The following is a 24,362-nucleotide window of genomic DNA, read 5'->3' on the forward strand; positions in this document are numbered from 1 at the left end:
GCAGGGTGATGCGCCCACATGAGCGCCCTTGGGCTCGCTGACCTGCTCAGATGGTGCGTCAGGGGCTCTGCCAGCATCGCTTCGCAAGGATTCGGCGGGCCGTTTGTGACGGGCCCGCCGGTTTGGATCAGGTGTTGAACAGAAAGTGCAGGACGTCGCCGTCTTTGACGGTATAGCTTTTGCCTTCCGCGCGCATCTTGCCGGCCTCCTTGGCGGGGCCTTCGCCGCCCAGACCAACAAAATCGTCATAGGCGATGGTTTCAGCGCGGATAAAGCCTTTTTCGAAATCACCGTGAATCACACCAGCAGCTTTGGGCGCAGAGGTGCCGGCCTTGATCGTCCAGGCGCGGGCCTCTTTCGGACCGACGGTAAAGTATGTTTCCAGGTGCAGCAGATCGTAGCCCGCGCGGATCAACCGATCGAGCCCGGCTTCCTCAAGACCCATTTCTTCAAGGAACATGCTGGCTTCTTCGGGTTCCAGCTGGCTGATTTCCTCTTCGATCTGCGCCGAGATCACGACGTGGCTGTTGCCCTGCGCCGCGGCCATCTCGCCCACTTTGGCAGACAGCGCATTGCCTTCCGCGGCCTCGGATTCGCCAACGTTGCAGACGTAAAGCACCGGCTTGGAGGTCAGCAGCTGCAACATGCGCCAGGCTTTTGCGTCGTCCGCGTCCACGTCGACGGTGCGTGCGGGATTGCCGTTTTCGATGGCTTCTTGCGCGGCGGCCAGCAGGCGGTCTTGTTGCGCGGCATCCTTGTCGTTGCCCTTGATCTTGCGGACCAGACCAGCGCGGCGTTTTTCGATGCTTTCCAGATCGGCAAGCATCAGTTCGGTATCAATGGTTTCGGCGTCGGCCACGGGGTCCACGCGCCCTTCGACGTGGGTCACGTCGCCATCCTCAAAGCACCGCAGCACATGCGCAATAGCGTCTGTTTCGCGAATATTGGCAAGGAACTGGTTGCCCAGACCTTCGCCTTTGGACGCGCCTTTGACCAGGCCTGCAATGTCGACGAAGGTCATCCGCGTGGGGATGATCTGCTTGGAGCCCGCAATCGCGGCCAATTTATCAAGGCGCGCATCCGGCACCGCAACTTCGCCGACGTTCGGTTCGATTGTGCAGAACGGAAAATTGGCCGCCTGCGCTGCCGCTGTTTTGGTCAGCGCGTTGAAGAGGGTCGACTTGCCGACATTCGGCAGACCCACGATTCCCATCTTAAAGCCCATGACAAGCATCCTTTATAAGTTGGCGTTGTCCTAGGGTTTCAGCTGACTTTACGCAAGTCTTAGCGCATCTGCCGGTCCTGCCGCGTCTGATAAATCAGGATCCACGCAAGGATGATGAACATCGGATGGGTTAACCCGCCCGAAAAGATCACAGCCGGAATCCAGATCAGGAAAACGATAATCGCCGTGAAGATCCGTCCTGTCAGCAGGATGGAAAGCGGCGGCAACAGCAGGGCGAGTACATAATTCATAGCCTGAATGTAGGCGCGGGTGACATGATTTAAAGGTCCGCGCCACGTGTAGATGTATAAAAACAGCACCTTGCCGCTAAGTTTTTCAGAAAATCCCCCTCGCACGCCCGCGGAGTTGGATTGATTTCCCGCGATATATTCGGCATTGCAGCAGGGTAACGTAAAAAGGCCGCCCTCATGACACGTATCGACGCCAAATTCGCTGACCTGAAATCCCAAGGCAAGAAAGCCTTTGTGGCCTATGTGATGGCCGGCGATCCAGACTTTGATACATCGCTCGAGATTGTGCGCGGCCTGCCCGGCGCTGGCGTCGACGTGATCGAACTGGGTCTGCCTTTCACCGACCCAATGGCCGACGGTGCTGCCATTCAGCTGGCAGGGCAACGCGCCCTTGAAGGCGGGATGACACTCGATAAGACGCTGGCACTTGCCGCAGCTTTCCGCGAAAAGGATGACACGACACCAATCGTTTTGATGGGGTACTACAATCCGATCTACTCCAAGGGCGTGGATACCTTCCTTGAAGCCGCCAAAAAGGCCGGTGTCGATGGTTTGATCGTTGTCGATCTGCCTCCCGAAGAAGACAACGAGCTCTGTCTGCCAGCACAAGCCGCCGGTATGAATTTTATCCGGCTTGCCACGCCGACCACCGATGACAAGCGTCTGCCGCGTGTTGTGCAGAACACCTCGGGCTTTGTGTATTACGTGTCGATCACCGGCATCACCGGTTCTGCCGAAGCGGATGCAGGCGATGTTGCCCCCGAAGTTGTACGCATCCAGAAAGCCAGCGGCCTGCCCGTAATTGTCGGGTTCGGTGTAAACACCCCCGCCAAGGCCGAAGCCATTGCCGGTGTCGCAGATGGCGTCGTGGTCGGATCTGCTATCGTGTCCAAAATTGCAGACGGGTTGCCTGTCGAAGACGTGCTGAGCTTTGTCAAATCGCTCGCAGATGGTGCGCATCGGGCCTAAGGCCCCTGCCCACCACCCGATGCCGGGGCTTAAAGCAATTGATTTCAACGGGCCGAATTGGTTAGATCATCTGACCAATACATAGGAAATTGCCACCATGCCCGTGATCACGACCATCGATGACCTCAAGCGCCTGCATGAACGCCGTGTGCCGCGGATGTTCTATGACTACGCGGAATCGGGCAGCTGGACAGAGCAGACTTTCCGCGAGAACACCACCGATTTTGAACAGATCCGCCTGCGCCAGCGTGTCGCCGTGGACATGAGCGGCCGCAGCACCAAGACGCAGATGATCGGGCAGGATGTGGCGATGCCCGTGGCGCTCGCCCCCGTTGGGCTGACCGGCATGCAGCACGCCGACGGAGAGATCAAAGCCGCTCGCGCCGCCGAAGCCTTTGGCGTGCCCTTTACCCTGTCGACCATGTCGATCAATTCAATCGAGGACGTGGCAGAGGCGACGACGAAACCTTTTTGGTTCCAGCTATACACCATGCGCGACGAAGACTACGTTGCGCGGCTGATCCAGCGCGCCAAGGATGCGAAATGCTCGGCCCTTGTCATCACGCTTGATCTGCAAATCCTTGGCCAGCGCCACAAGGATCTGAAGAACGGCCTCTCTGCCCCGCCCAAGCTGACCGCCAAAACGCTCGCCAATCTGGCAACCAAATGGAGCTGGGGCATCGGCATGATGGGGGCCAAGAGGCGCAGCTTTGGGAACATCGTGGGCCACGTGCACGGCGTTGACGATACCGCAGATCTTGGCGCTTGGACGGCTGAGCAGTTCGACCCGACGCTCGACTGGGACAAAATCGCCAAGCTAAAAGAACAATGGGGCGGTAAGGTTATCCTCAAGGGCATTCTGGATGCGGACGATGCACGGATGGCGCTGAAAGTCGGGGCGGATGCGATCATCGTCAGCAACCACGGCGGGCGCCAGCTGGACGGCGCGATCAGCTCCATTCGGGCGCTACCATCGATCCTCGAGGCCGTGGGCGACCAGATCGAAGTCCATCTGGACAGTGGAATTAGGTCCGGTCAGGACGTGCTCAAGGCGATGGCGATGGGGGCCAAGGGCACCTATATCGGGCGTGCCTTTATCTACGGGCTTGGCGCAATGGGTCAGGCCGGTGTTACCTCAGCGTTAGAGGTGATCCACAAGGAACTCGACCTGTCCATGGCGCTTTGCGGTGAAACCTCTGTCGCGGGGTTGGGCAAGCATAACCTGCTTATTCCAAAAGGTTTTGAAGGCGACTGGCAGCCCTGAGCCTGCGACTTGTTCGCATGATCCGACCGCCTTGGCCTTTATGTCAGGGCGGGCGGAAACCATGCGCGCAGCCCCTGCCCCGCCTCACTAGGTCGCAAACCAAAGCCAACTTGCGCAAAATCGGCGTTTTAGCCTTTCCCAAACGCCCAAACCCGTCTATACGCGCGGCTTCACGCGGACATACAGCCTTGGAGGATGTCCGCCCTAAACATATTGGAGATTACAATGGCTGGAGAGATTCCTGATCTGGAAGCTTTCGAACGCACGGGGACAGGCAAGGGCGCCGCTCGTCAAGCACGCCGCGACGGCATGGTTCCTGGTATCGTATTCGGTGGTGACCTTGATCCGCTGCCGATCAACCTGGACTTTAACAAGCTGCTGACCAAATTGCGCGCAGGCCGCTTTAAGGCGACTCTGTTCAACCTAAAGGTTGAAGGCCAAGAAGACGTCCGCGTCATCTGCCGCGACGTTCAGCGTCACGTTGTTAAAGACCTGCCAACGCACGTTGACCTGATGCGTTTGAAGCGCACCACCAAAATCAACCTCTTCATCCAGGTTGAAGTCGAAGGCGAAGAAGTCAGCCCCGGCGTGAAAAAGGGTGGCGTTCTGTCGCTGGTCCGTCCCGAAGTCGAACTGGTTGTGACCGCAGGCGATATCCCTGATCACATCACAATCGACGTTTCCGAACTGGAAATCGGCGACAGCCTCACCATCTCGAGCGTCAAGCTGCCAGACGGCTCCAAGCCGGTCATCGACCGTGACTTCGTGATTGCCCAGATCTCCGCACCTTCCGGTCTGGCGAGCCAGGACGACGAAGACGAAGATGTTGCAGCAGACGAAGTGCCCGCAACAGAAGTCAAAGAAGACTGATACGACTATATCCCTCGCGCCAACGGGTGCGGCTGGGTCGAGACGGGGTCGCCATGGGCGGCCCCGTTTTTCGTTGGGGCGTTATTTCGTTTGGTTCTGCGGTCTGTTATCTTTGGCCGACCAAACGTTTACATCTAAGATAAGGGGTCCGCATGAAACTGATCGTAGGGCTTGGCAATCCAGGCGCGAAATACGCGGGCAACCGGCATAACATCGGCTTTATGGCGCTGGACCGCATCGCGCAGGACCACGGTTTTGCCGGATGGAAAACCAAACATAACGGGCTGACGGTCGAAGGACGCTTTGGCGCGGATCGTGTGGTCTTGCTCAAGCCCGAGACGTTCATGAACAACTCCGGCCAGTCCGTGCAATCGGCCATGCGGTTTCACAAGCTTGAACCCGCGGATGTGATTGTGCTGCATGACGAAATCGACCTCGCCCCCGGCAAGGTGAAATGCAAGACTGGCGGCGGGCATGCGGGGCACAATGGCTTGCGGTCGATCCATGCGCATATCGGCCCCGACTATGACCGCGTGCGCCTTGGCGTGGGGCACCCCGGCCACAAGGATGCCGTCCCCGGCTACGTGCTGCGCGACTTTGCCAAGGCAGATCAGGACTGGCTGGATGACGTTTTGCGCGGGATCAGTGACGGTGCCGCGGAACTTGCGCGCGGCGATACGGCCAAATTCATGAACGCCGTCGCCCTACGCGTCGCCCCACCACGATCCGGTACCGGCACGAAGAAACCTGCGGTTGCGCAAGCCAACCCCCAAGCTTCAGCGCCAAAGCCCCCACAACCAGCGGCACAGCCCGAGCCTGCCGCCAAATCAGACGAGCGCAACCCGATGCAAAAGCTACTGGACCGGTTCAAATGACACTGCAAGCCGCCTTTAAAGAGCAGGCAGAGCATTGCATCGCATTGGGGTCTCCCTTCATGGGGCAGCTGATGCGCGTGCTGGCGCGTGACTGGCCCGCAGACACAGCCCTTGGCCGTAAATTCGCGGCGTTTGAGGGCGATATCGGCCCGTCGGGCGCGTCGCTTCCCCTGCGCATCGCGGGCGGGCTGCATGCGCTGGTCCTGAAACGCAAAGCGCCTGCGCTGATGGCGGTTTACCCGCCCCATAAGGCCAGCGATGCCGCTTTGTCAGAGGCCGTGCGCGACGCGATCACCACGCACGAAGCCTTCTTGCTTGATTGGACCGACAGCGCGCCGCAAACGAACGAGGTCCGCCGCTCTGCCGCACTGATCGCCGGTGCCCGCGTCGCGGCGCAGCATTTCAATCTGCCGATCCGACTGTCCGAACTGGGGGCCAGCGGCGGGCTGAACCTGATGTGGGACCAATTCGTGCTCGAGATCGAAGGGCACCGGTACGGGTCGAATATGTCAACGATCCTGCTGTCGCCTGACTGGACCGGCAAACTGCCTCCGGCGAACAACCCGCAGGTCGAAAAACGTCGCGGCGTTGATCTGAACCCGCTTGACCCGACACGGCCCGATCATCTGCTGCGGCTGATGTCCTATATCTGGGCGGACCAACCCGACCGGCTGACGCTGACCCGCACCGCGGCGTCCGTCATGACGGCGCAGGTACAACGCGGCGATGCGATTGACTGGCTGGCGCGCACCCTACCCCAATCCCCCGAAGGCTGCCTGCACCTGATTCAGCACACCGTCGCGTGGCAGTATTTCCCCAAAGAGGCGCAGGTCCGCGGCAACGCGTTGATCGAGGCCGCCGGCAAACGCGCCACGCGCAACCGCCCCCTGGCATGGCTGTCGATGGAGCAGGACGGATCCGGCCTGAAAGGGGCCGCGCTGACGCTCAGGCTCTGGCCCGGTGACATCACCCTGCCCTTGGCGCGGGTCGATTTCCACGGCCGCTGGATCGATTGGACCTACACCGGCTGACGCCAAGTTTATCTGGCACCACCGCAGCCTTCGTGCTTGGGTATCTCCGCATATCAGGGAGGATTTCATGCGCACATTCGGGAAGTGGCTGGGCCGTATTTTACTGGCTCTTGTGGTGGCTGTGGTCGTTGTCGGCCTGTGGAAACGCGAAGAGATCACGCGGCTGCTGGCGGTGAATTCGCTCTTTGCCGAAGACAAGATCGTGCATAACTTCAGCCATATGGATGACGCCTTCCTGTCCAAGCCCCTGTCGCGCGGTGATGGCCCCACGGCAGAGCTGTCCTATGGTCCCGAATACGCGCCCCCGGCCACGGTCAACGACTGGATCGAAGCCCGTGATGTGACCGCCTTGGTTGTGCTGAAAGATGGTCAGATTGTCTATGAGAACTACTTTAAAGGCACCCAGCCCGATGATCTGCGGATCAGCTGGTCTGTCGCCAAAAGCTACCTTTCCGCGCTGGTGGGTATCTTGTTGGACGAGGGGGCGATTGCATCGCTTGACGATCCCGTCACGACCTATGCGCCCAAGCTGAAAGGCACCGCCTATGACGGGGCGACGCTGCGCAACGTGCTTAACATGGCCAGCGGGGTTACCTTTGACGAAGATTACCTCGACCCGGATTCCGACATCAACAAGATGGGCCGCGCTCTCGCCCTTGGCGGAGAGCTGGACGATTTCACCGCAAGCCTGAAAGACACTTTCACCACGCCCGGCAGCCAGTGGCAGTATGTGTCGATCGACACCCATGTCATCGGCATGGTCGTTCGGGGGGCAACAGGCCGGTCCGTCACCGATCTTTTGTCGGAAAAGATCATCACCCCCATGGGTCTGGAACACGCGCCCTATTACGTGACGGACGGCGCGGGTGTCGCCTTTGTCTTGGGCGGGTTGAACCTGACGACCCGTGATTACGCCCGCATGGGGCAGATGTTCCTGCAAAACGGTCGCTACAACGGTCAGCAGATTGTACCGGCAGACTGGATCGCCGCCTCTACCGCGCCATCGGCCCCGACGGCAGAGGGGCAGATCGGCTATGGCTATCAGTGGTGGATTCCCCAAGGCGCGACAGAGGGTGAATTCATGGCCCGCGGTGTGTATGGTCAGTATATCTACATCAACCGCGCTGACGGGGTGGTGATCGCGACCAATGCCGCCGACCGCAAGTTCCGCGAGGCCGGGGTCAGCGATCAGAACATCGCCATCTTCCGCCAGATCAGCGCAGCCTTGGGGGGCACATGACACCTGACGAAAGCATCAATATTCTGGGCGGCCCGCTGGCCGTCTGTGGCAGCGACCCCGTCACGGGGTTTTTCCGCGACGGGTCGTGCAATACCTGTGCCGCCGATCAGGGCAGCCACACCGTATGCGCGATCATGACGGCGGAATTTCTGGCCTATTCCAAATATGTTGGCAATGACCTGAGCACACCGCGCCCCGAATTCGGCTTTGCAGGACTGTCGGCGGGCGATCCGTGGTGTCTTTGTGCGGGGCGTTTCTTGCAAGCGGCGGACGAGGGCTGCGCGCCAAAGGTCCATCTAGAGGCAACCCATCAGCGCGCTTTGGATATCGTGCCGCTGAACATCCTGCAGGCCCATGCCTTGCGCCCCGACGGCGGGGAAGACTGATGCTGCGCCTGACTGCTGTCTTGACCGCAGTGCTCTGCGCCGCCCCAGCCATCGCCCAAGACGCCCTGCGCCCGCAAGAGCAGCTCCGCCTCGACCCGTTCGAGGCCACGGCGGGCGATGCCCTGCTGCAAGCGTTCCAAAGCGGCAGCGCGGATGACCTGGCCGCCCTGTCGCGGGCATTGTCCGGCACGCCGCAAGTCGCCTTTGACGAGGGGCTGGCCGGCGATTGGTCCTGCCGCACGATGAAACTGGGTGGCCTGCCCGCGCTGGTGGTCTATAGCCCGTTCAAATGCCGCCTGACCTTTCAAGGCAACGGCTATCTGTTCGAAAAGCTCAGCGGGTCGCAGCGCACCACGGGGGTCATCACGCTGCGAGACGGGCGCGCGGTCTATGCTGGCGTCGGCTATGTCGCGGGAGAGGTGCCGCCCGCTTACGACGCCCTGCCACCCGGTTTTACCGGAGATGGCACCCTGCAACCCGATGTGGCGGTATTCGAACGTGTCAGCAACCAGCGGGCGCGGCTGATGTTTCCCGCGCCGGTAGTCGAAAGCGACTTTGATATCCTAGAACTGACCCGATAGGGCCTGCGCCAAAAGAAAAGGGGGCGATGCGCCGCCCCCTTCGTGATCGTCAGTGTCTAAGCTTTCGTCTGATCCTCAGACCTTCATGTCAAAACCAAGCGCCTTGGCGACGGTGAAGATATCTTTGTCGCCGCGCCCACACATGTTCATGCAGATGATGTGATCCTTGGGCAGCTCTGGCGCGATCTTCATCACATGCGCCAGCGCGTGGCTGGGTTCGAGCGCAGGAATGATCCCTTCGAGCGCGCAGCTCAGCTGGAACGCCTCAAGCGCTTCTTTATCGGTGATCGACACATATTGCGCGCGGCCAATGTCGTGCAGCCAGGAATGTTCAGGCCCGATACCGGGGTAATCCAAACCCGCCGAGATAGAGAAGCCTTCGAGGATCTGACCGTCGTCGTCCTGCAGCAGATAGGTGCGGTTGCCGTGCAGCACGCCGGGGCGGCCACCGGTCAGCGACGCGCAATGCTCCATTTTTTCGTTCACACCCTTACCGCCGGCTTCGACGCCGATGATGTTCACATCTTTGTCGTCAAGAAACGGATAGAACAGCCCCATCGCGTTCGACCCGCCGCCAATCGCCGCAATCAGCGTATCGGGCAGACGGCCTTCGGCGGCATCCATCTGTTCGCGCACTTCCTTGCCGATGATCGACTGGAAATCGCGGACCATCGCGGGATAGGGGTGCGGGCCGGCAACTGTACCGATGCAATAGAAGGTATCGCGCACGTTGGTCACCCAATCGCGCAGCGCGTCGTTCATCGCGTCTTTCAGGGTCCCACGGCCCGAGGTTACGGGGATCACTTCGGCCCCCAGCAGACGCATGCGGAACACGTTGGGGGCCTGACGTTCAACGTCATGCGCGCCCATATAGACGACGCATTGCAGACCGAACTTGGCGCAGACCGTTGCCGTCGCCACACCGTGCTGGCCCGCACCAGTTTCCGCGATGATACGTTTCTTGCCCATGCGCCGCGCCAGAATGATCTGGCCCAACACGTTATTGATTTTATGCGCGCCGGTGTGGTTCAGCTCGTCGCGCTTCATGTAAACCTTGGCACCGCCCAGATGTTCGGTCAGACGCTCTGCGAAATACAGCGGGCTGGGGCGACCGACATAATGGGTCCACAGGTCGTCCATCTCGGCCCAAAAGCTGTCGTCCGTCTTGGCCTTTTCATATTCCGCCTCGAGTTCGAGGATGAGCGGCATCAGGGTTTCCGACACAAACCGTCCCCCGAAATCGCCAAAGCGGCCATTTTCATCAGGTCCGGTCATGAAAGAGTTGAAAAGATCATTGTCCATGGAGGTGCTCCTTGCGCTTGGCGACCAGCCTTAACGCCCCCGCCGCGACAGGTAAAGACGGGGCGGGGGCGGCGACGTATCTGCGCCGCCCGCCACCTTCAAAACGCCGCGGAAAAGCGCGTATCTCGTTGACGTGTCCGATCGCCGAGGCATCCGCCCCTAGTCGAAGAGCTTGAACAAGCCACGCCGCAGCTCGTCTTCGACTTTTTGCTTCAACGCATCCTCGACCGATTGCCCGTCCTGCCGCGACACGCCAAGCTCCTCCTCAAGCTTTTCGTTCAGCTTCTGACGGGCCTTTTCTTTTTCCTTGGCAAAGTTCATGTCGACCGCCGCCTGCAAGTCTGGTTTGATTTGCGGTGCGGCCCACGGCCCGAAGATGCGCACTGGAATGGCCAGACCGCGATCGCCGTTTACCTGCAGCGCCTTGGGCGTAACGGTATAATCCAGTGTCTGTGCCCCCAACCCCACCTGCCCCGTTCCCGTGGCGGTAAAGTTAGGCAGCTGCATCAACAGGTCATCATTGCGCAGCACGCCCTGATCCATGTCGAATGTCGCAGCAAGTGAATCAAACACGGTCGTCCCGCCCTCGACATCAAAATTTCCCATGAGCGCGTCCAGATCAATGCCGTCGATATGGCCACGCCCGACATTCACCGCCCCCGATCCGCTGAGCGAGCGCATGATCGCGTTCAACGACGCGCCAGAGCCAAGAAAGGACACTTCGGCATCGCCCGTCCCATGAAACCGGCCCAGCCCAGCGGTTTGCTGCAGCAACGGCTGCATGGCGATGGATTGCGCATTCAACGCGCCTCCCACAGACAGGCCGTTGCGGTTGTTGATCACGAACTCGCCGCTGATCACACCGGCATAGGCTCTGATCTCGCGCAGTTCGGCCACCAGTCGCGACCGGTCGTTGCGCAGCAGCACACGGGTTGCACCAAGCGACAGCGTGCCCAGATCAATGCTGTCCGCCCGCAGCGCGATTTCGCCGTTAAACCCCGCCAGCGCAGAGGCATCAATCGGCGCGGTTGACCAGCCCGACGACGATGCAGGCGCAGGTGCTGCGGTGCTCGATGCCGGCGCGGGACTGCCGCTGGTGTCGCTGCGTGCAAATCCGGTCAGGTCCAGCGTGCCCACGTTGAATTGCGCGTTCACATCCGGCGTGCCGTTCAGCGTAATATCTGCCGCACCTGTCAGCGCATTGCCGCCCAGATCAGCCACCACATCGCGCAGGGCCAAACGCCGGTCCGGCGTGAGCGTCAGGTCGAGCTTTATATCTGTCGTTTTTCCCAGGCCTTGCGGCAGCGCGATGGCACCTGCCCCCAAAGCAGCAAGGAAGCGCTCTGTATTCGACGTCTTGAACCACAAGTCACCTGCAACCGCCCCGCTCAACCCCGCCCGACCGGCCAGCGTGACGCCACCGCCTTTGGTGTCCACGCGGGCGCGCAGCGGGCGGATGTCGCCGTTGAGGAGTTGGTCAAAGCGGTCAATCTTCGCCTCGATCGTCACGCGATCCGCAGCAGGGCGCAGTGCGGCCTTGATCACCGCATCGCCCGCACGTTCAGGCCAATCGAGCGACAGGTCAACGCCTGCGAAACGCACCAGATCGGCACCTTCGGCATCATAGATCAACGTCGCGTCGGTGATATCAAGCCGCTGGATCGTCAGTGGGCGCGGGCTGCGGGCGGGGGCTGAGGGCGCGGTTTCAATTGACGCGGCACCGCCGCCATCGCTGAACTGCCAGCTCGCGCGGCCGTCGCGCCGCTGCTCAAGCCGGATCGTGGGGCTTTGGGCTTCGATGTTTGTGATCTTGATCTCGCCCCGGATCAGCGCCATCGCATCGACGCCAATCGCCGCATTGGCCGCAGACAACATTGCCCCGTCTTTGGCCCAATCTGCGTTGCCGACTTCAAGCCCGCCTGCGGTCACCCCCAGCACAGGCCAGAACGTCAGGCCTACATCGCCCGTAATCGTGACCTCGCGGCCGGTCAGGTTGTGCAGTTGATCCGCCGCGATTCGCGCAATGCGATCGGCAGGCAAAAGAAACAGCGACCCCACGGCCACCGCTAAAATCAGCAACAGAATGCCAATTGCCCGAATAATCCACTTCATTGCCCGTCTCCTTGCCCGATGCGAGGCCTTTCCCAGACCCTTTGCATGGCTTATAGCGCAGTTCATGAGCACAAACCCACCAAATCTACGCCCCGATCTTGCGCCCAAGGCACAGATCAGCAATCCGTCCCGCCCCGGCCAGCCGACCATCGGCATGGTATCGCTTGGCTGCCCCAAGGCGCTTGTCGACAGCGAACGTATTTTGACGCGCCTGCGCGCCGAAGGCTACGGCGTGTCGCCCGATTATGCCGGCGCAGATGCGGTGATTGTGAACACCTGCGGGTTCCTTGATTCCGCCAAGGCCGAAAGCCTTGATGCCATCGGCGAGGCGTTGAAGGAAAACGGCAAGGTGATCGTGACCGGCTGCCTCGGGGCCGAGCCGGATTATATCCGCGAACATCACCCCCGCATTCTGGCTGTCACCGGCCCGCACCAATACGAACAGGTGCTGGACGCGGTGCATGGAGCCGTGCCGCCTTCGCCCGATCCGTTTATCGATCTGCTGCCAGCGCAAGCCGTCAGCCTGACCCCGCGCCATTACAGCTACCTGAAGATTTCAGAAGGCTGTAATCACAAGTGCAAGTTCTGCATTATCCCCGACATGCGCGGCCGCCTGCAGTCACGCCCTGCGCACGCGATCCTGCGCGAGGCGGAAAAGCTGGTGCAGAACGGCGTGAACGAGCTGCTAGTGATCTCTCAGGATACCTCGGCGTATGGCGTCGATATTAAACACGCCGAAGACCGCGGCCACCGCGCGCATATCACCGATCTGGCGCGTGATCTGGGCTCGCTCGGGGCTTGGGTGCGGCTGCATTACGTCTACCCCTACCCCCATGTGCGCAACCTGATCCCGCTGATGGCCGAAGGCTTGGTGCTGCCCTATCTCGATATTCCATTCCAGCACGCGCATCCCGATGTGCTCAAACGCATGGCCCGCCCTGCGGCTGCGGCAAAAACGCTGGATGAGATCGCCGCGTGGCGCGACACCTGCCCTGACATCACCCTGCGGTCGACATTCATCGTTGGCTACCCGGGCGAGACTGAGGCCGAATTCCAGACCCTGCTGGACTGGCTCGACGAGGCACAGCTTGATCGTGTGGGCTGCTTTCAATACGAGAACGTCGCTGGGGCGCGGTCGAACGCATTGCCGGATCACGTGCCGGACGAGATTAAGCAGGACCGCTGGAACCGCTTTATGGAGAAGGCACAGGCCATCTCTGCCGCCAAGCTGGAAGCCAAGGTTGGCCGCCGCATGGATGTAATCATCGACGAGATCGACGACGAGGCCGCCACCTGCCGCACCAAGGCCGACGCGCCAGAGATTGATGGCAACCTGTTCATCGACGAAGGCTTCGAAAACCTGAGCGTTGGCCAGATCGTGACTGTCGAAGTCGAAGAAGCCGGCGAATACGATCTTTGGGGGCGCGTGGTCTAGGCCACCGCCCTTATCCCTGCACGATTGGAACAGACGAAGCGCTTTGACGCTCCTGTTGACGTTGCTACACCCCACCTCGACAGCACCCCATATTGTGGACAGCAAACCATATCACCCTATATATAGACAGGCAGCAGCGCAGAAAGGGCGTTGCCCTTGAAAAAGCATCAACGATGTTCTATATATGTTCCAACCAGAACAAGGGGGTCCACACGATGTCCTACCAACCGCAGTTTCCCGGCATGTTCGATCCCGGCCAAGGGGCCGTACCTGCCCATACAGAAGATTCACCCCGCGATGTGCGCGCAACATTGCCGCCAACTCAAAAGCAGATGCACTATGCCGCGTCGCTGAGCCTCAAGACTGGCGCACCAGTGCCAAGACAGGCACAAAAAGACCGCGCCGCATTGTCTGAGTGGATTGATGCGCATAAGCCCAAGCCGGTCGAAGGGCCGTTTTCGCAGTACCCGTCGTCAAAGCAGGTTGCCTTTGCCGAACGCATCGCACGGCTAAAGCGGCGCGATATCCCGCAGGAGTGTTTTCGCGACAAAACGATGATGTCGCGCTGGATCGACGGGAACAAACCCCGTTGAACCGGTGGCAGGCCGGATGCTCTTTAGCGTTGCCTATACCAAGGGATAGGCCGTGATACCAAAGCACCGAAATTTAGACGGGATCAAACATTGGAATGACATAATCCAGTGCTAGATTTGTATCATGGCTTATCCGCACCCAACCCCCGACACCCTCGCTGACGGCACGATCCACGTGCTGGGTTTGGGGTTTGCCATACCCGCAACGATCTTATTGACCACCGATGTCGCGGGTCAGGGTGGGGCGCTCACACCGATACTGATCTATGCGGCCTGCTTCGTCCTATCGCTTCTGGCATCTGCCATATACCATCTTGTGCCCTTTGACCGCCCGCGTGCCCTGTTGGGGCGGATCGATCATGCGGCGATCTATTTCAAGATCGCGGGCACCTATACCCCCCTCGTCGTGTTGATCGGGACAGGTTTTGCCTATGGCATCCTCGCCGTTGTCTGGGCGCTTGCCATTATCGGTGCCATCGCCAAACTGTCGTTCTGGAGCACGGAATCAAGAGCGTCGCTGTATCTCTACCTTGGCATGGGGTGGCTGTCTGTGCTGCTGGTCTGGCCGATGTGGCAAAGCCTGCCCCCAATGGCGCTGACGTTGATTGGCGCTGGCGGGTTGATCTATTCGCTGGGGACTGTGATTTTCGCCCACCCCGGCATGCGATTTCAGAATGCGATCTGGCACAGCTTTGTATTGACCGCGTCCATCTGCTTTTTCGCAGCGATCTCTATCAGCCTGTAGCCCGCCTTAAGCTGCATCCAGATAGGCGCGCACACAGGATTGCACATGACGAAAACGGTCGCCGCCGAGATGTTTGCCGCCATACCAGCGAGTGACCACAATCAAATGATCTTTCAGACCTTCGCGCTCCAACATGCGGATGATGACCATCCCCGCACCGGATTCCCCATCATCGCCTTTTAGCGGGCCGCCGTCTGACAGCAGCACCGCCCAGGTGTTATGGGTCGCTTTGGCATAGCTTTTATCGCGCTTAAGCTCTTTCAGCGCAGCATCCACCGCGGCGCGATCAGACGCAGGGCAGCCCGACACGGCATACTTGGACCCGCGGTCCGAAAGTATCTGGCCAAGCTGCCGCATCAAGTGTGGTTACATCCCTGCCGCTGTTCGGCGCACCGTATCCAGACGCGACGCATTGGGCGGGTGCGTGCCGAGGAAACGGTCGCCGGGATCGGGGATACGGGTAAAGAATTCGGCCCCCCGCAGCGGATTATAGCCGGCACGCGCAGTAATGATGGTGCCCAAGGCATCTGCCTCAAGCTCGAAATCCTTGGAATATCGCCGCGCCCCCACCTGTGCCCCAAGTCGTTGCGCCGATTCGACCGCAGTCGGATCGCCACCGCTGAGCGTGGCAAGACCGGCAAAGATCACGGCACCGGCCACCGCGTTTTGTTGCTGGCGCGCAATATGCCCTTCGATGTGATGGGCGGCTTCGTGCCCCATGACAAAGGCAAGCTCGTCTTCGTTCCGCGCATCCGCAATCAGCGCGAGGGTAAAGGCAATAACGGGACGCCCCGCCTTGTCTTCGGTCTGATAGGCGTTGGCGGGCTGGCCCGGACGGTCGTCTACCACAATGTTGAAATCGCAGTTGACTTGCGACGTGCGCGTCCGACATTCGCGTTCCGCGACGGGTTCGACGGTGCGCAACACGCGGATAAAGCTGCGGGCCGATTCATTGGCGGAAAAGCCTGCGGGCTGTCCCTGATCAGGCTGGGTGGTGACAGGCCCCGACAGTGTTGTCGGTTCACACGCGGCGATGAATGCCACTGCGGCCAGAGCAAAACAGTATCTCAACATTACGTAACGTATCCTCAAAAGGGCACCGAATAGAACAACTACCCGTTTAACGTGGCAGCACTGATTTGAACAGACGGTGCAGTGCTGCTCTTGCATTGGACCGCCGAAAGAATACTGTGCCGGCATGTTTACGATTGAACACGAATTCGATGCCAGTGTGATCACGCTGATCGACGAAGGCAAAGCACCCTTGCGTGAAGACGTGACGGTGCAAGCTTTTGCCAGCGTCATCACAATCGAGCAGTGGGACCCGCGCACCAACTCTGTCTCCAAAATCAGCCTCTCGCCAGAGCAGCTGAATGATCTGACAGCTGCGCTGAACCTGCCCGAAGGCATCTACCGCACCGCGCCCAAGCGGTAATTAAAGGAAAGAAAATGGCCACCGGCACACATATCAAGACGTACTTCGAAGGCAGTTGGCACGAGGGCGACATCTCTGTCATCAAGGCCGCGGACCACGGCGCATGGTTGGGCACAACCGTGTTCGACGGTGCCCGCCTGTTCGACGGACTGAGCCCGGATCTGGAGGCGCATTGCGCCCGGATCAACCGGTCTGCCAAGGCGCTGATGATCACCCCCACGGTCGAGACCGACGATATGGTCGCGATGGTGCGCGAGGGTCTGAAAAGCTACCCCAAGGACGCCGCCGTCTATATCCGCCCGATGTACTGGGCGCTGGCAGGCGATGAATTGGGCATCGTGCCGCTGAAAGACGCGACCGGTTTCGCCATCAGCCTTGAACAGATCCCCATGGCCGCACCCGATGCAGCCACCACCCTCACGCGGACCCGTTTCCGGCGTCCTGTGCTCGAAGATAACGTGGTGAACGCCAAGGCGGGATGTCTGTATCCGAATAACGCGCGTATGATGGTAGAAGCGCGCGCCAAAGGGTTTGGCAACGCGCTGGTGGCCGACGCGATGGGCAATGTCGCGGAGTCGGCGTCGGCCAACGTGTTTATGGTCAAGGATGGCGAGGTTTTCACCCCGATCCCCAACGGCACGTTTCTGGCAGGTATCACACGCGCACGGCACATGGCCAACATGCGCGCCGACGGGATCAAGGTCCATGAAACCGTCCTGAGCTTTGATGATTTTCACGCCGCAGACGAGGTGTTCTTGTCCGGCAACATGATGAAGGTTACGCCGGTAAAGGCCTTTGATGACACCCAGTACAACATCGGCCCCATGACCCGCCGCGTCCGCGAAATGTATTGGGATTGGGCGGCCTCTGACCGTGGCTGACCCCGTGCCCCGCTGCTTGGCAGGAGAAATCTATGCGTAAATTTATGGTCGTGCTGGATGACAGCCGCGAATGCCTGAACGCCATGCGATTTGCCGCGATGCGGGCGTCGAACTCTGGCGGCGGCGTCGTCGTGCTGTCGGTCATCCCGCCGGATGAATTCAACCACTGGATCGGCGTGGCCGAGGTCATGCGTGACGAGGCCCGCGAACGGATCGAGGTGCATTTCGAGGTCTTTGCGAAATGGATGCGGGACCGGCTGAACGTTGAACCCACTTTGGTCATTCGCGAAGGTGTGATCGTGGACGAAATCATCAACCAGCTTGACGAAGACCCCCAAGTCGGCGTGCTGGTGCTTGGCGCGGGTACGGACAAGAAATCCGGCCCCGGTCCCTTGGTCACCCAGCTGTCGCGCAACGCAGGCTCGCTGCCGGTGCCGATCACCATCGTTCCCGGCGACATGAGCAAAGAGCGCCTAGAGATGATTACCTAAGGCGGCACGGCAGGCCTCCGCCAACTTAGAATCGTTCCAAACCTTGACTTGGCCGCGTTCAAGTCGCATATCTGCATCAACCCTTTGAGGAGCATGTGATGTTTATTCAGACCGAATCCACGCCCAACCCCGCAACGTTGAAGTTCCTGCCCGGTCAGACCGTGCTGGAAATGGGCACTGCCGATTTCCCCGCCCCCGAAGCAGCAAGCGCATCGCCCTTGGCCACGCGTTTGTTCGCCGTCGAAGGTGTAACCGGCGTGTTCTTCGGCACTGATTTCGTGACCATCACCAAGGCCGACGGGATCGAGTGGGACCACCTGAAACCCGCCCTACTTGGCGCGATCATGGAACATTTCCAATCCGGCCAGTCCGTGATGGAAAAAGGCCATGACCACGCATCAGGCCACGCAGAACACACCGGCGAAGACGGTGCGATCGTGGGCCAAATCAAGGAACTTCTGGACAGCCGCGTGCGCCCAGCTGTTGCCCAAGATGGCGGCGACATCACGTTCCACGGCTTTGAGCGCGGCGTTGTATACCTGCACATGCAAGGGGCCTGCGCGGGCTGCCCATCGTCCACATTGACGTTGAAAATGGGCATCGAAAATCTGCTGCGTCACTACATCCCCGAAGTGACCGAGGTACGCCCGGTTGCCTAAGACGCCTCTTATCCTGGCGTTTGATACATCGGCCGCACATTGTGCGGCCGCTTTGCTGTCAGGCGACCAGATTATCGCCAGCATTCAGGAACCGATGAACAAGGGTCAGGGCGAACGTCTGCTTGGCCTCTGCGCCGAGGTTCTGACCAGCGCGGATGTGGCGTATAGCGACCTGACCGCGATCGGCGTCGGCGTCGGGCCGGGGAATTTCACTGGCATCCGCATTGCCGTGTCTGCCGCGCGCGGGCTGGCGCTTGGCCTTGGGGTGCCCGCGATAGGTGTCTCGCATCTTCAGGCGTTGGCCTATGGGCATGACGGTGTGGTCATCAGCAGCATCGATGCCCGTCAGGACAAGCTGTTCGTGCAGGTATTCGGGACGATGGACGACCGCGAACCGGTGATGTGCGGCCTTGATGATCTGCCCGCAGTGCCATCGCGTGCCGACCCGATCTGTGTCGGGCATCAGGCTGACCTGATCGCAGCGCTGTGCAATGGCACTGCCCTCCCCCCGCGCAGCCCCGTGGCAGAGGCAACGGCACATATCGCGAGGGCCCGCTTGGGCATGCAAAACCCGCGACCTGCTCCGCTATATCTACGCCCGGCCGATGCCGCCCCCGCCCGCGACAAGCCGCCAACGATCCTTGCATGACCCAGCAAACCATGGCGCAGATCCATGCCGCCGCTTTCATCCATGACCGCAGCTGGGGCGCGCAAGAGTTTGCTGATCTGCTCAGCTCCCCGTTTGTGGATCATCTGGCAGAGCCGCACGGCTTTGCCCTGACCCGCCTGATTGCGGGCGAAGCAGAGCTTTTGACCCTCGCCGTTGATCCCGCGGCACAGCGTCAGGGCATTGGTCGTAGGCTGTTACAACGCTGGCTAGAAGGGCTCGAGGGACGAGCAGAAACCGCCTTTCTTGAGGTGGCCGCAGATAACGCTGCCGCCATCGCGCTATATACGGCGGCGGGGTTTAGCCAAACGGCCAGCCGACGCGGGTATTATCTGCGTAAAGATACGCCGCCAGTTGATGCGTTGATCCTTTCGCGGTGCTTTACGCAGGGTTAACGCCTAATATCATCTGCCCCCGCTTGAGAATCCGGTTGACCCCACCGATGGGCTACGCAGTATCGTACATCTGATCAACGGAGCCGTGCACAAGTGCGGACCTGCGACCGGGCAAAGGCTCCTTGCTTGCGCCCCAACACAATAAACCGGGAGACACTCCATGACCCTTATGACCAAATTCCTCGGCGCCGCTGCGGCAACCGCGCTTAGCGCCGGTGCTGCTTTGGCCGAACCTGCCCTGATCTTCGACCTTGGCGGCAAATTCGACAAATCCTTCAACGAAGCCGCCTTTGCCGGCGCGCAACGCTGGGCCGAAGAAACCGGCGAAAGCTTCCGCGAGATCGAACTGCAGTCCGAAGCGCAGCGTGAACAGGCCCTGCGCCGTTTCGCCGAAGCAGGCTCCAATCCTATCGTGATGACCGGCTTTGCCTTTGGTGATGCGCTTGGTCAGGTGGCCGGCGATTACCCTGATACCGACTTTGTCATCATCGACATGGTTGTGGATGCGCCGAACGTTCGTTCCGTGGTCTTCAACGAGCACGAAGGGTCCTATCTGGTTGGCATGATGGCGGCGATGGCGTCCGAATCCAACACGGTCGGCTTTATCGGTGGCATGGATATCCCCCTGATCCGCAAATTCGCCTGTGGCTATGCCCAAGGTGTTCTGGCAGTGAACCCCGACGCGACCGTGATCTCGAACATGACCGGTTCGACTCCTGCCGCTTGGAACGACCCCGTAAAAGGGTCCGAACTGACCAAAGCGCAAATCAGCCAAGGCGCTGACGTTGTGTACGCGGCCGCTGGCGGCACAGGCGTCGGTGTTCTGCAAACCGCTGCTGACGAAGACATCCTGTCGATCGGCGTGGATAGCAACCAAAACCACCTGCACGCAGGCAAGGTCCTGACTTCGATGATCAAACGCGTGGACAACGCTGTGTTTGACGCGATGTCCGACGGTCCCGGCATGGAAAAAGGCTTTAACGTCATGGGCGTGGGCAACGAAGGCGTGGGCGTCGCAATCGATGAGCACAACAAAGCGCTGATCACAGCTGAAATGCAAGCCGCTGTCGACGAAGCTTCGACCAAGATCGCAGACGGGTCGCTTGAGGTACATGATTACATGTCCGACGACAGCTGCCCGAGCCTGAGCTTCTAAGCGTGAGCACTGCAACACAGACGGAGCGGCAGGAAACTGCCGCTCCGGCGATCGAGCTGAAAGGCATTTCCAAGGCCTTTGGCCCGGTACAGGCCAACAAAGACATCTCAATCCGCGTCATGCCCGGTACAATCCACGGGATTATCGGTGAAAACGGTGCGGGCAAATCGACGCTGATGTCGATCCTTTACGGATTCTACAAAGCGGACAAAGGCGACATTTTTATCGCCGGCAAAAAGACCGATATCCCTGACAGCCAGGCCGCGATTGCCGCAGGCATCGGGATGGTGTTCCAGCACTTTAAACTGGTTGAAAATTTTACGGTTCTGGAAAATATCATTCTGGGGGCCGAAGACGGACGGCTGCTGAAACCGTCGCTCGCCAAGGCGCGCAAGTCGCTGTTGAAACTGGCGGATGATTACGGGCTCAAGGTCGATCCCGATGCGCTGGTACAAGACATCGGCGTGGGCATGCAGCAACGCGTAGAGATCCTCAAGGCGCTGTATCGTCAGGCAGATATTCTCATTCTGGATGAACCCACCGGCGTGTTGACCCCTGCCGAAGCGGATCAATTGTTCCGCATCCTCGGGCGTCTGCGCTCTGAGGGAAAGACGATCATCCTGATCACCCACAAGCTGCGCGAGATCATGGAAACGACCGACACCGTATCCGTCATGCGCCGTGGCCAGATGACCGCCACCGTCAAAACCGCAGAGACCTCGCCCGCCGAACTGGCCGAGCTGATGGTCGGCCGCAAGGTCCTGCTGCGTGTGGACAAAAAACCCGCCGCCCCCGGCCCTGTCATTCTGGATATCGAAGGCTTGCGCGTCGTTGATGAAAAAGGCGTAGAGCGTCTACGCGGCATTGATCTGCAAGTCCGTGCGGGCGAAATCCTTGGCGTCGCTGGCGTGGCCGGCAACGGGCAATCCGAGCTGCTTGAGGTTCTGGGCGGCTATCGGACCGGCAAGGGCAGCGTGCGCGTCAATGGCACGGCGCTGGACCTCACCGGCAACAAGTCCGACGGCCAATCCCGCCGCAATCATGGCATCGCCCACGTCCCCGAAGACCGCCAGCGCGAAGGTCTGATCATGGACTATCAGGCGTGGGAAAACACCGCGTTTGGCTATCACAAAGACCCTGCCTATCGCAGCGGCCTGCTGATGGATAACGCCGCGATCAAGGCCGACACCGTTGAAAAGATGGAACGTTTCGACGTGCGCCCGCCCAACCCCAAACTGGCGGCCAAGAACTTTTCGGGCGGCAACCAGCAAAAGATTGTTCTGGCCCGCGAGATCGAACGCAACCCGGACCTGCTGCTGATCGGTCAACCGACCCGTGGCGTCGACATCGGTGCGATCGAATTCATCCACGAACAGATCGTCGCCCTGCGCGATCAGGGCAAGGCCATCCTGCTGGTCTCGGTCGAGCTGGAAGAGATTCTCGCACTCAGTGACCGTGTGGCTGTCATGTTCGACGGTCAGGTCATGGGCATCCGCGACGCCAGCCAAACCGATGAAAAAGAACTGGGCTTGCTGATGGCCGGCATCACCGATACCGATGCGCCCCATTCCATCGAAGAGATCGAAGACAATCTGGCCCATGCGGGCGGCGATCCGCATAAGGAAGTGTGACATGGACGTAATGCCAAAATGGGCCGAGGTCGTCCTCGTGCCTTTGATATCGCTTTTACTGGCAGCGATCCTCTCGGCGCTGGTCATTCTGGGCATCGGTGAAGACCCCGTTGCCGCCGTCAAACTGATGGTGTCCGGCGCTTTGGGCAGCACCTATGGGTGGGGCTATACGCTGTATTACGCGACCAACTTTATGTTCACCGGCCTGTGCGTCGCCATCGCCTTTCACGCGCGACTGTTCAACATCGGCGGCGAAGGTCAGGCAATGCTGGGCGGTTTGGGTGTGGCGCTCGCCTGTTTGTATATCCCGTGGCCCCACTGGTCGCTGGCGCTCTTTGGTGCCGCTGCGATGGCGGCTGTCTTTGGGGCCGCTTGGGCCGCGATCCCCGCGTTCCTGCAAGCCAAGCGCGGCAGCCATATCGTGATCACAACGATCATGTTCAACTTTATCGCCGCCGCAGCGCTGAACTATATTCTGGTCAACATGCTACGCCCCCAAGGCAGCATGGACCCCGCAACGGCGCGCTTTCCTGACGCGACAAAGCTGCCAACGTTGCACGATCTTCTGGCCCCGCTCGGGATCGAATTTTCCAAGGCGGCACCGGCCAATATCTCGCTTTTGGTGGCGGTTGCGGCCTGTATCTTCTTGTGGGTGCTGATCTGGCGCACGCGGCTTGGCTATGAAATCCGCGCCTATGGCCATTCGGAATCGGCGGCGAAATACGCCGGTATCTCTCCGGTCAAGATCACCATGATCGCGATGACCATCTCGGGTGGTCTGGCGGGGATGATGGCGATTAACAACGTCATGGGCGAAGCCGAACGACTGGTGCTGAACGCCACGGAAGGCGCGGGCTTTATCGGCATCGCTGTCGCATTAATGGGGCGTAGCCATCCTTTGGGCGTGTTTCTTGCCGCGATCCTTTTCGGGTTCCTCTATCAGGGCGGTGCTGAACTGGCGCTCTGGACCTCGATCCCGCGCGAGCTGATCGTCGTGATCCAGGCGCTGGTGATCCTCTTTACCGGAGCCTTGGACAACATGGTGCGTATGCCGCTCGAGAAAATCTTTTTGGCGCTGCGCGCCGCACGGGCCCCCAAGCCCGAACGCAAACCGGTGGAGCCTGCTGAATAATGGATTACATCACGCTCATCCAACTGTTCGACAGCACCGTGCGTCTTGCGACACCATTGCTGCTGGCCTGCCTTGCCGGTCTGTTTTCCGAACGCGCAGGCATTTTCGACATCGGACTTGATGGTAAGATGCTGGCGGCGGCGTTCTTTTCGGCGGCGGTGGCGTCACTGACGGGGAATGTCTGGCTGGGGCTGTTGGCGGGGATCGCCGCGTCGATGGCGCTGAGCCTGCTGCACGGGCTTGCGTCGATCACCTTTCGCGGCAACCAACTGATTTCAGGCGTTGCGATCAACTTTCTCGCGGCGGGGCTGACCGTTCTGATCGCGCAAGACTGGTTTCAGCAAGGTGGGCGTACGCCGTCGCTGATCGGCGGGGCGCGGTTTAGCCCGATCACCCTGCCTTTCGCTGACGACGTTGCTCAGACACCCATCATCGGACCGCTTTACGCCGAACTGATCTCGGGTCACTCGATCCTTGTCTATCTGGCGTTCCTTGCGGTGCCTGCGACGTGGTGGCTGCTTTATCGCACACGTTTCGGCCTGCGCCTGCGCGCGGTGGGTGAAAACCCTGCGGCAGTCGATACGGCGGGGGTTTCCGTCGTTGGCCTACGCTATGCGGCGGTGTTGATCTGTGGCGTGCTTTGCGGCGTTGCGGGTGCGTATCTTAGCACGGCGCTTCAGGCCGGCTTTATCAAGGACATGTCCGCAGGCCGTGGCTATATCGCATTGGCGGCGCTGATCTTTGCGAAATGGCGACCGTGGTACGCGCTATGGGCGACGCTGCTGTTCGGCCTGTTCGGTGCGCTTGAAACCCGCCCCGACGTGATCGAGGCGCTGGTGAACTTCAAGGTTCAGGGGCAGTTGCTCGCGGCCCTTCCCTATGTGATGACCGTGATCATTCTGGCGGGCTTTGTCGGCAAGGCGATCCCGCCGCGTGCCGGTGGCGAGCCCTACGTGAAAGAACGCTAACTCTCGTTGCGCCGTTGCAAATTGCGGCGGCGCAGCATCCACGATTGATTTCAACCTTTCGATCGGAC

The 24,362-nt window shown here is 60.1% G+C and carries 27 protein-coding genes; 21 read left to right on the forward strand and 6 right to left on the reverse strand.

Annotation, left to right across the window (positions count from 1 at the left end; genetic code table 11):
- Positions 1–127: 127 nt before the first annotated feature.
- Together ychF and GLP52_RS09760 are read right to left on the reverse strand one after the other, a co-directional pair.
- A complete protein-coding gene (ychF, locus tag GLP52_RS09755; protein ID WP_237272291.1) occupies positions 128–1,225 on the reverse strand; it encodes a redox-regulated ATPase YchF in 1,098 nt (365 codons plus the stop codon).
- Positions 1,226–1,284: 59 nt separating this feature from the next.
- Complete coding sequence (locus GLP52_RS09760) at positions 1,285–1,476, reverse strand: hypothetical protein (RefSeq protein ID WP_093731313.1); 192 nt, start codon at positions 1,474–1,476, stop codon at positions 1,285–1,287.
- Between the two features lie 177 nt (positions 1,477–1,653).
- Between GLP52_RS09760 and trpA the strand changes: the two genes are divergently transcribed.
- The 8 genes from trpA (at position 1,654) to GLP52_RS09800 (ending at position 8,692) form a co-directional block, all read left to right on the forward strand.
- Positions 1,654–2,445: a tryptophan synthase subunit alpha gene (gene trpA, locus GLP52_RS09765; RefSeq protein WP_093731314.1), complete on the forward strand. Its 792-nt coding sequence runs from the start codon at positions 1,654–1,656 to the stop codon at positions 2,443–2,445.
- Positions 2,446–2,542: 97 nt separating this feature from the next.
- The gene (locus tag GLP52_RS09770) at positions 2,543–3,709 is read left to right on the forward strand and encodes an alpha-hydroxy acid oxidase (RefSeq protein ID WP_237272292.1); all 1,167 of its coding nucleotides are present in this window, start codon (positions 2,543–2,545) and stop codon (positions 3,707–3,709) included.
- Between the two features lie 225 nt (positions 3,710–3,934).
- Positions 3,935–4,579, forward strand: a complete 645-nt coding sequence (locus GLP52_RS09775; protein WP_093731316.1) for a 50S ribosomal protein L25/general stress protein Ctc — start codon at positions 3,935–3,937, stop codon at positions 4,577–4,579.
- A 152-nt stretch (positions 4,580–4,731) separates the two neighbouring features.
- On the forward strand, positions 4,732–5,454 hold the full coding sequence (gene pth, locus GLP52_RS09780; RefSeq protein ID WP_093731317.1) for an aminoacyl-tRNA hydrolase: 723 nt from the start codon (positions 4,732–4,734) through the stop codon (positions 5,452–5,454).
- The gene (locus GLP52_RS09785) at positions 5,451–6,485 is read left to right on the forward strand and encodes a DUF2332 domain-containing protein (protein ID WP_093731318.1); all 1,035 of its coding nucleotides are present in this window, start codon (positions 5,451–5,453) and stop codon (positions 6,483–6,485) included. The genes pth and GLP52_RS09785 overlap by 4 nt, the downstream gene beginning before the upstream one ends.
- A gap of 67 nt (positions 6,486–6,552) precedes the next feature.
- Positions 6,553–7,725 carry a serine hydrolase domain-containing protein gene (locus GLP52_RS09790; RefSeq protein ID WP_237272293.1) on the forward strand — a complete coding sequence of 391 codons (1,173 nt, stop codon included), beginning with the start codon at positions 6,553–6,555 and terminating at the stop codon, positions 7,723–7,725.
- Positions 7,722–8,111: a DUF2237 family protein gene (locus tag GLP52_RS09795; RefSeq protein ID WP_237272294.1), complete on the forward strand. Its 390-nt coding sequence runs from the start codon at positions 7,722–7,724 to the stop codon at positions 8,109–8,111. The genes GLP52_RS09790 and GLP52_RS09795 overlap by 4 nt, the downstream gene beginning before the upstream one ends.
- Positions 8,111–8,692 carry a DUF4893 domain-containing protein gene (locus tag GLP52_RS09800; RefSeq protein WP_237272295.1) on the forward strand — a complete coding sequence of 194 codons (582 nt, stop codon included), beginning with the start codon at positions 8,111–8,113 and terminating at the stop codon, positions 8,690–8,692. Before GLP52_RS09795 ends, GLP52_RS09800 begins: the two co-directional genes overlap by 1 nt.
- 75 nt (positions 8,693–8,767) lie before the next feature.
- Here GLP52_RS09800 and trpB read toward each other — a convergent pair whose 3' ends face one another.
- A complete protein-coding gene (gene trpB / locus GLP52_RS09805) occupies positions 8,768–9,994 on the reverse strand; it encodes a tryptophan synthase subunit beta (protein ID WP_237272296.1) in 1,227 nt (408 codons plus the stop codon).
- 159 nt (positions 9,995–10,153) lie between these two features.
- Positions 10,154–12,106: an AsmA family protein gene (locus tag GLP52_RS09810; protein ID WP_093731323.1), complete on the reverse strand. Its 1,953-nt coding sequence runs from the start codon at positions 12,104–12,106 to the stop codon at positions 10,154–10,156.
- Between the two features lie 64 nt (positions 12,107–12,170).
- Here GLP52_RS09810 and rimO point away from each other — a divergent pair, with 64 nt between their 5' ends.
- The 3 genes from rimO (at position 12,171) to trhA (ending at position 14,879) form a co-directional block, all read left to right on the forward strand.
- Entirely contained in the window at positions 12,171–13,541 is a 1,371-nt protein-coding gene (gene rimO, locus GLP52_RS09815; protein WP_093731324.1) for a 30S ribosomal protein S12 methylthiotransferase RimO, read from the forward strand.
- A 215-nt stretch (positions 13,542–13,756) separates the two neighbouring features.
- The gene (locus tag GLP52_RS09820) at positions 13,757–14,134 is read left to right on the forward strand and encodes a hypothetical protein (protein WP_237272297.1); all 378 of its coding nucleotides are present in this window, start codon (positions 13,757–13,759) and stop codon (positions 14,132–14,134) included.
- A gap of 124 nt (positions 14,135–14,258) precedes the next feature.
- Entirely contained in the window at positions 14,259–14,879 is a 621-nt protein-coding gene (trhA, locus tag GLP52_RS09825; RefSeq protein ID WP_237272298.1) for a PAQR family membrane homeostasis protein TrhA, read from the forward strand.
- A gap of 6 nt (positions 14,880–14,885) precedes the next feature.
- Here trhA and GLP52_RS09830 read toward each other — a convergent pair whose 3' ends face one another.
- Both GLP52_RS09830 and GLP52_RS09835 read right to left on the reverse strand, forming a co-directional pair.
- Positions 14,886–15,236, reverse strand: coding sequence for a YigZ family protein (locus GLP52_RS09830; RefSeq protein ID WP_138924282.1), 351 nt, complete (start codon positions 15,234–15,236; stop codon positions 14,886–14,888).
- Between the two features lie 9 nt (positions 15,237–15,245).
- Positions 15,246–15,953 carry a M48 family metallopeptidase gene (locus tag GLP52_RS09835; RefSeq protein WP_093731328.1) on the reverse strand — a complete coding sequence of 236 codons (708 nt, stop codon included), beginning with the start codon at positions 15,951–15,953 and terminating at the stop codon, positions 15,246–15,248.
- Between the two features lie 124 nt (positions 15,954–16,077).
- Here GLP52_RS09835 and GLP52_RS09840 point away from each other — a divergent pair, with 124 nt between their 5' ends.
- The 10 genes from GLP52_RS09840 to GLP52_RS09885 all read left to right on the forward strand — a co-directional run bounded on the left by GLP52_RS09840 (position 16,078) and on the right by GLP52_RS09885 (position 24,294).
- Complete coding sequence (locus GLP52_RS09840; RefSeq protein WP_093731329.1) at positions 16,078–16,314, forward strand: hypothetical protein; 237 nt, start codon at positions 16,078–16,080, stop codon at positions 16,312–16,314.
- 14 nt (positions 16,315–16,328) lie between these two features.
- A complete protein-coding gene (locus GLP52_RS09845; protein ID WP_237272299.1) occupies positions 16,329–17,195 on the forward strand; it encodes a branched-chain amino acid aminotransferase in 867 nt (288 codons plus the stop codon).
- Between the two features lie 32 nt (positions 17,196–17,227).
- The gene (locus GLP52_RS09850; protein WP_093731331.1) at positions 17,228–17,686 is read left to right on the forward strand and encodes a universal stress protein; all 459 of its coding nucleotides are present in this window, start codon (positions 17,228–17,230) and stop codon (positions 17,684–17,686) included.
- Positions 17,687–17,784: 98 nt separating this feature from the next.
- Positions 17,785–18,345, forward strand: coding sequence for a NifU family protein (locus GLP52_RS09855; protein ID WP_093731332.1), 561 nt, complete (start codon positions 17,785–17,787; stop codon positions 18,343–18,345).
- The gene (gene tsaB / locus GLP52_RS09860; protein WP_093731333.1) at positions 18,338–18,994 is read left to right on the forward strand and encodes a tRNA (adenosine(37)-N6)-threonylcarbamoyltransferase complex dimerization subunit type 1 TsaB; all 657 of its coding nucleotides are present in this window, start codon (positions 18,338–18,340) and stop codon (positions 18,992–18,994) included. Before GLP52_RS09855 ends, tsaB begins: the two co-directional genes overlap by 8 nt.
- A complete protein-coding gene (locus GLP52_RS09865; RefSeq protein ID WP_237272300.1) occupies positions 18,991–19,407 on the forward strand; it encodes a GNAT family N-acetyltransferase in 417 nt (138 codons plus the stop codon). Before tsaB ends, GLP52_RS09865 begins: the two co-directional genes overlap by 4 nt.
- A gap of 160 nt (positions 19,408–19,567) precedes the next feature.
- Positions 19,568–20,563: a BMP family lipoprotein gene (locus GLP52_RS09870; RefSeq protein WP_093731335.1), complete on the forward strand. Its 996-nt coding sequence runs from the start codon at positions 19,568–19,570 to the stop codon at positions 20,561–20,563.
- Between the two features lie 2 nt (positions 20,564–20,565).
- Positions 20,566–22,194: an ABC transporter ATP-binding protein gene (locus GLP52_RS09875; RefSeq protein ID WP_093731336.1), complete on the forward strand. Its 1,629-nt coding sequence runs from the start codon at positions 20,566–20,568 to the stop codon at positions 22,192–22,194.
- Between the two features lies 1 nt (position 22,195).
- Complete coding sequence (locus GLP52_RS09880) at positions 22,196–23,326, forward strand: ABC transporter permease (protein ID WP_237272301.1); 1,131 nt, start codon at positions 22,196–22,198, stop codon at positions 23,324–23,326.
- Positions 23,326–24,294, forward strand: a complete 969-nt coding sequence (locus tag GLP52_RS09885) for an ABC transporter permease (protein ID WP_093731338.1) — start codon at positions 23,326–23,328, stop codon at positions 24,292–24,294. Before GLP52_RS09880 ends, GLP52_RS09885 begins: the two co-directional genes overlap by 1 nt.
- Positions 24,295–24,362: the final 68 nt, after the last annotated feature.

The organism is Sulfitobacter sp. M22 (assembly GCF_021736025.1).
Classification (GTDB): domain Bacteria; phylum Pseudomonadota; class Alphaproteobacteria; order Rhodobacterales; family Rhodobacteraceae; genus Sulfitobacter; species Sulfitobacter litoralis.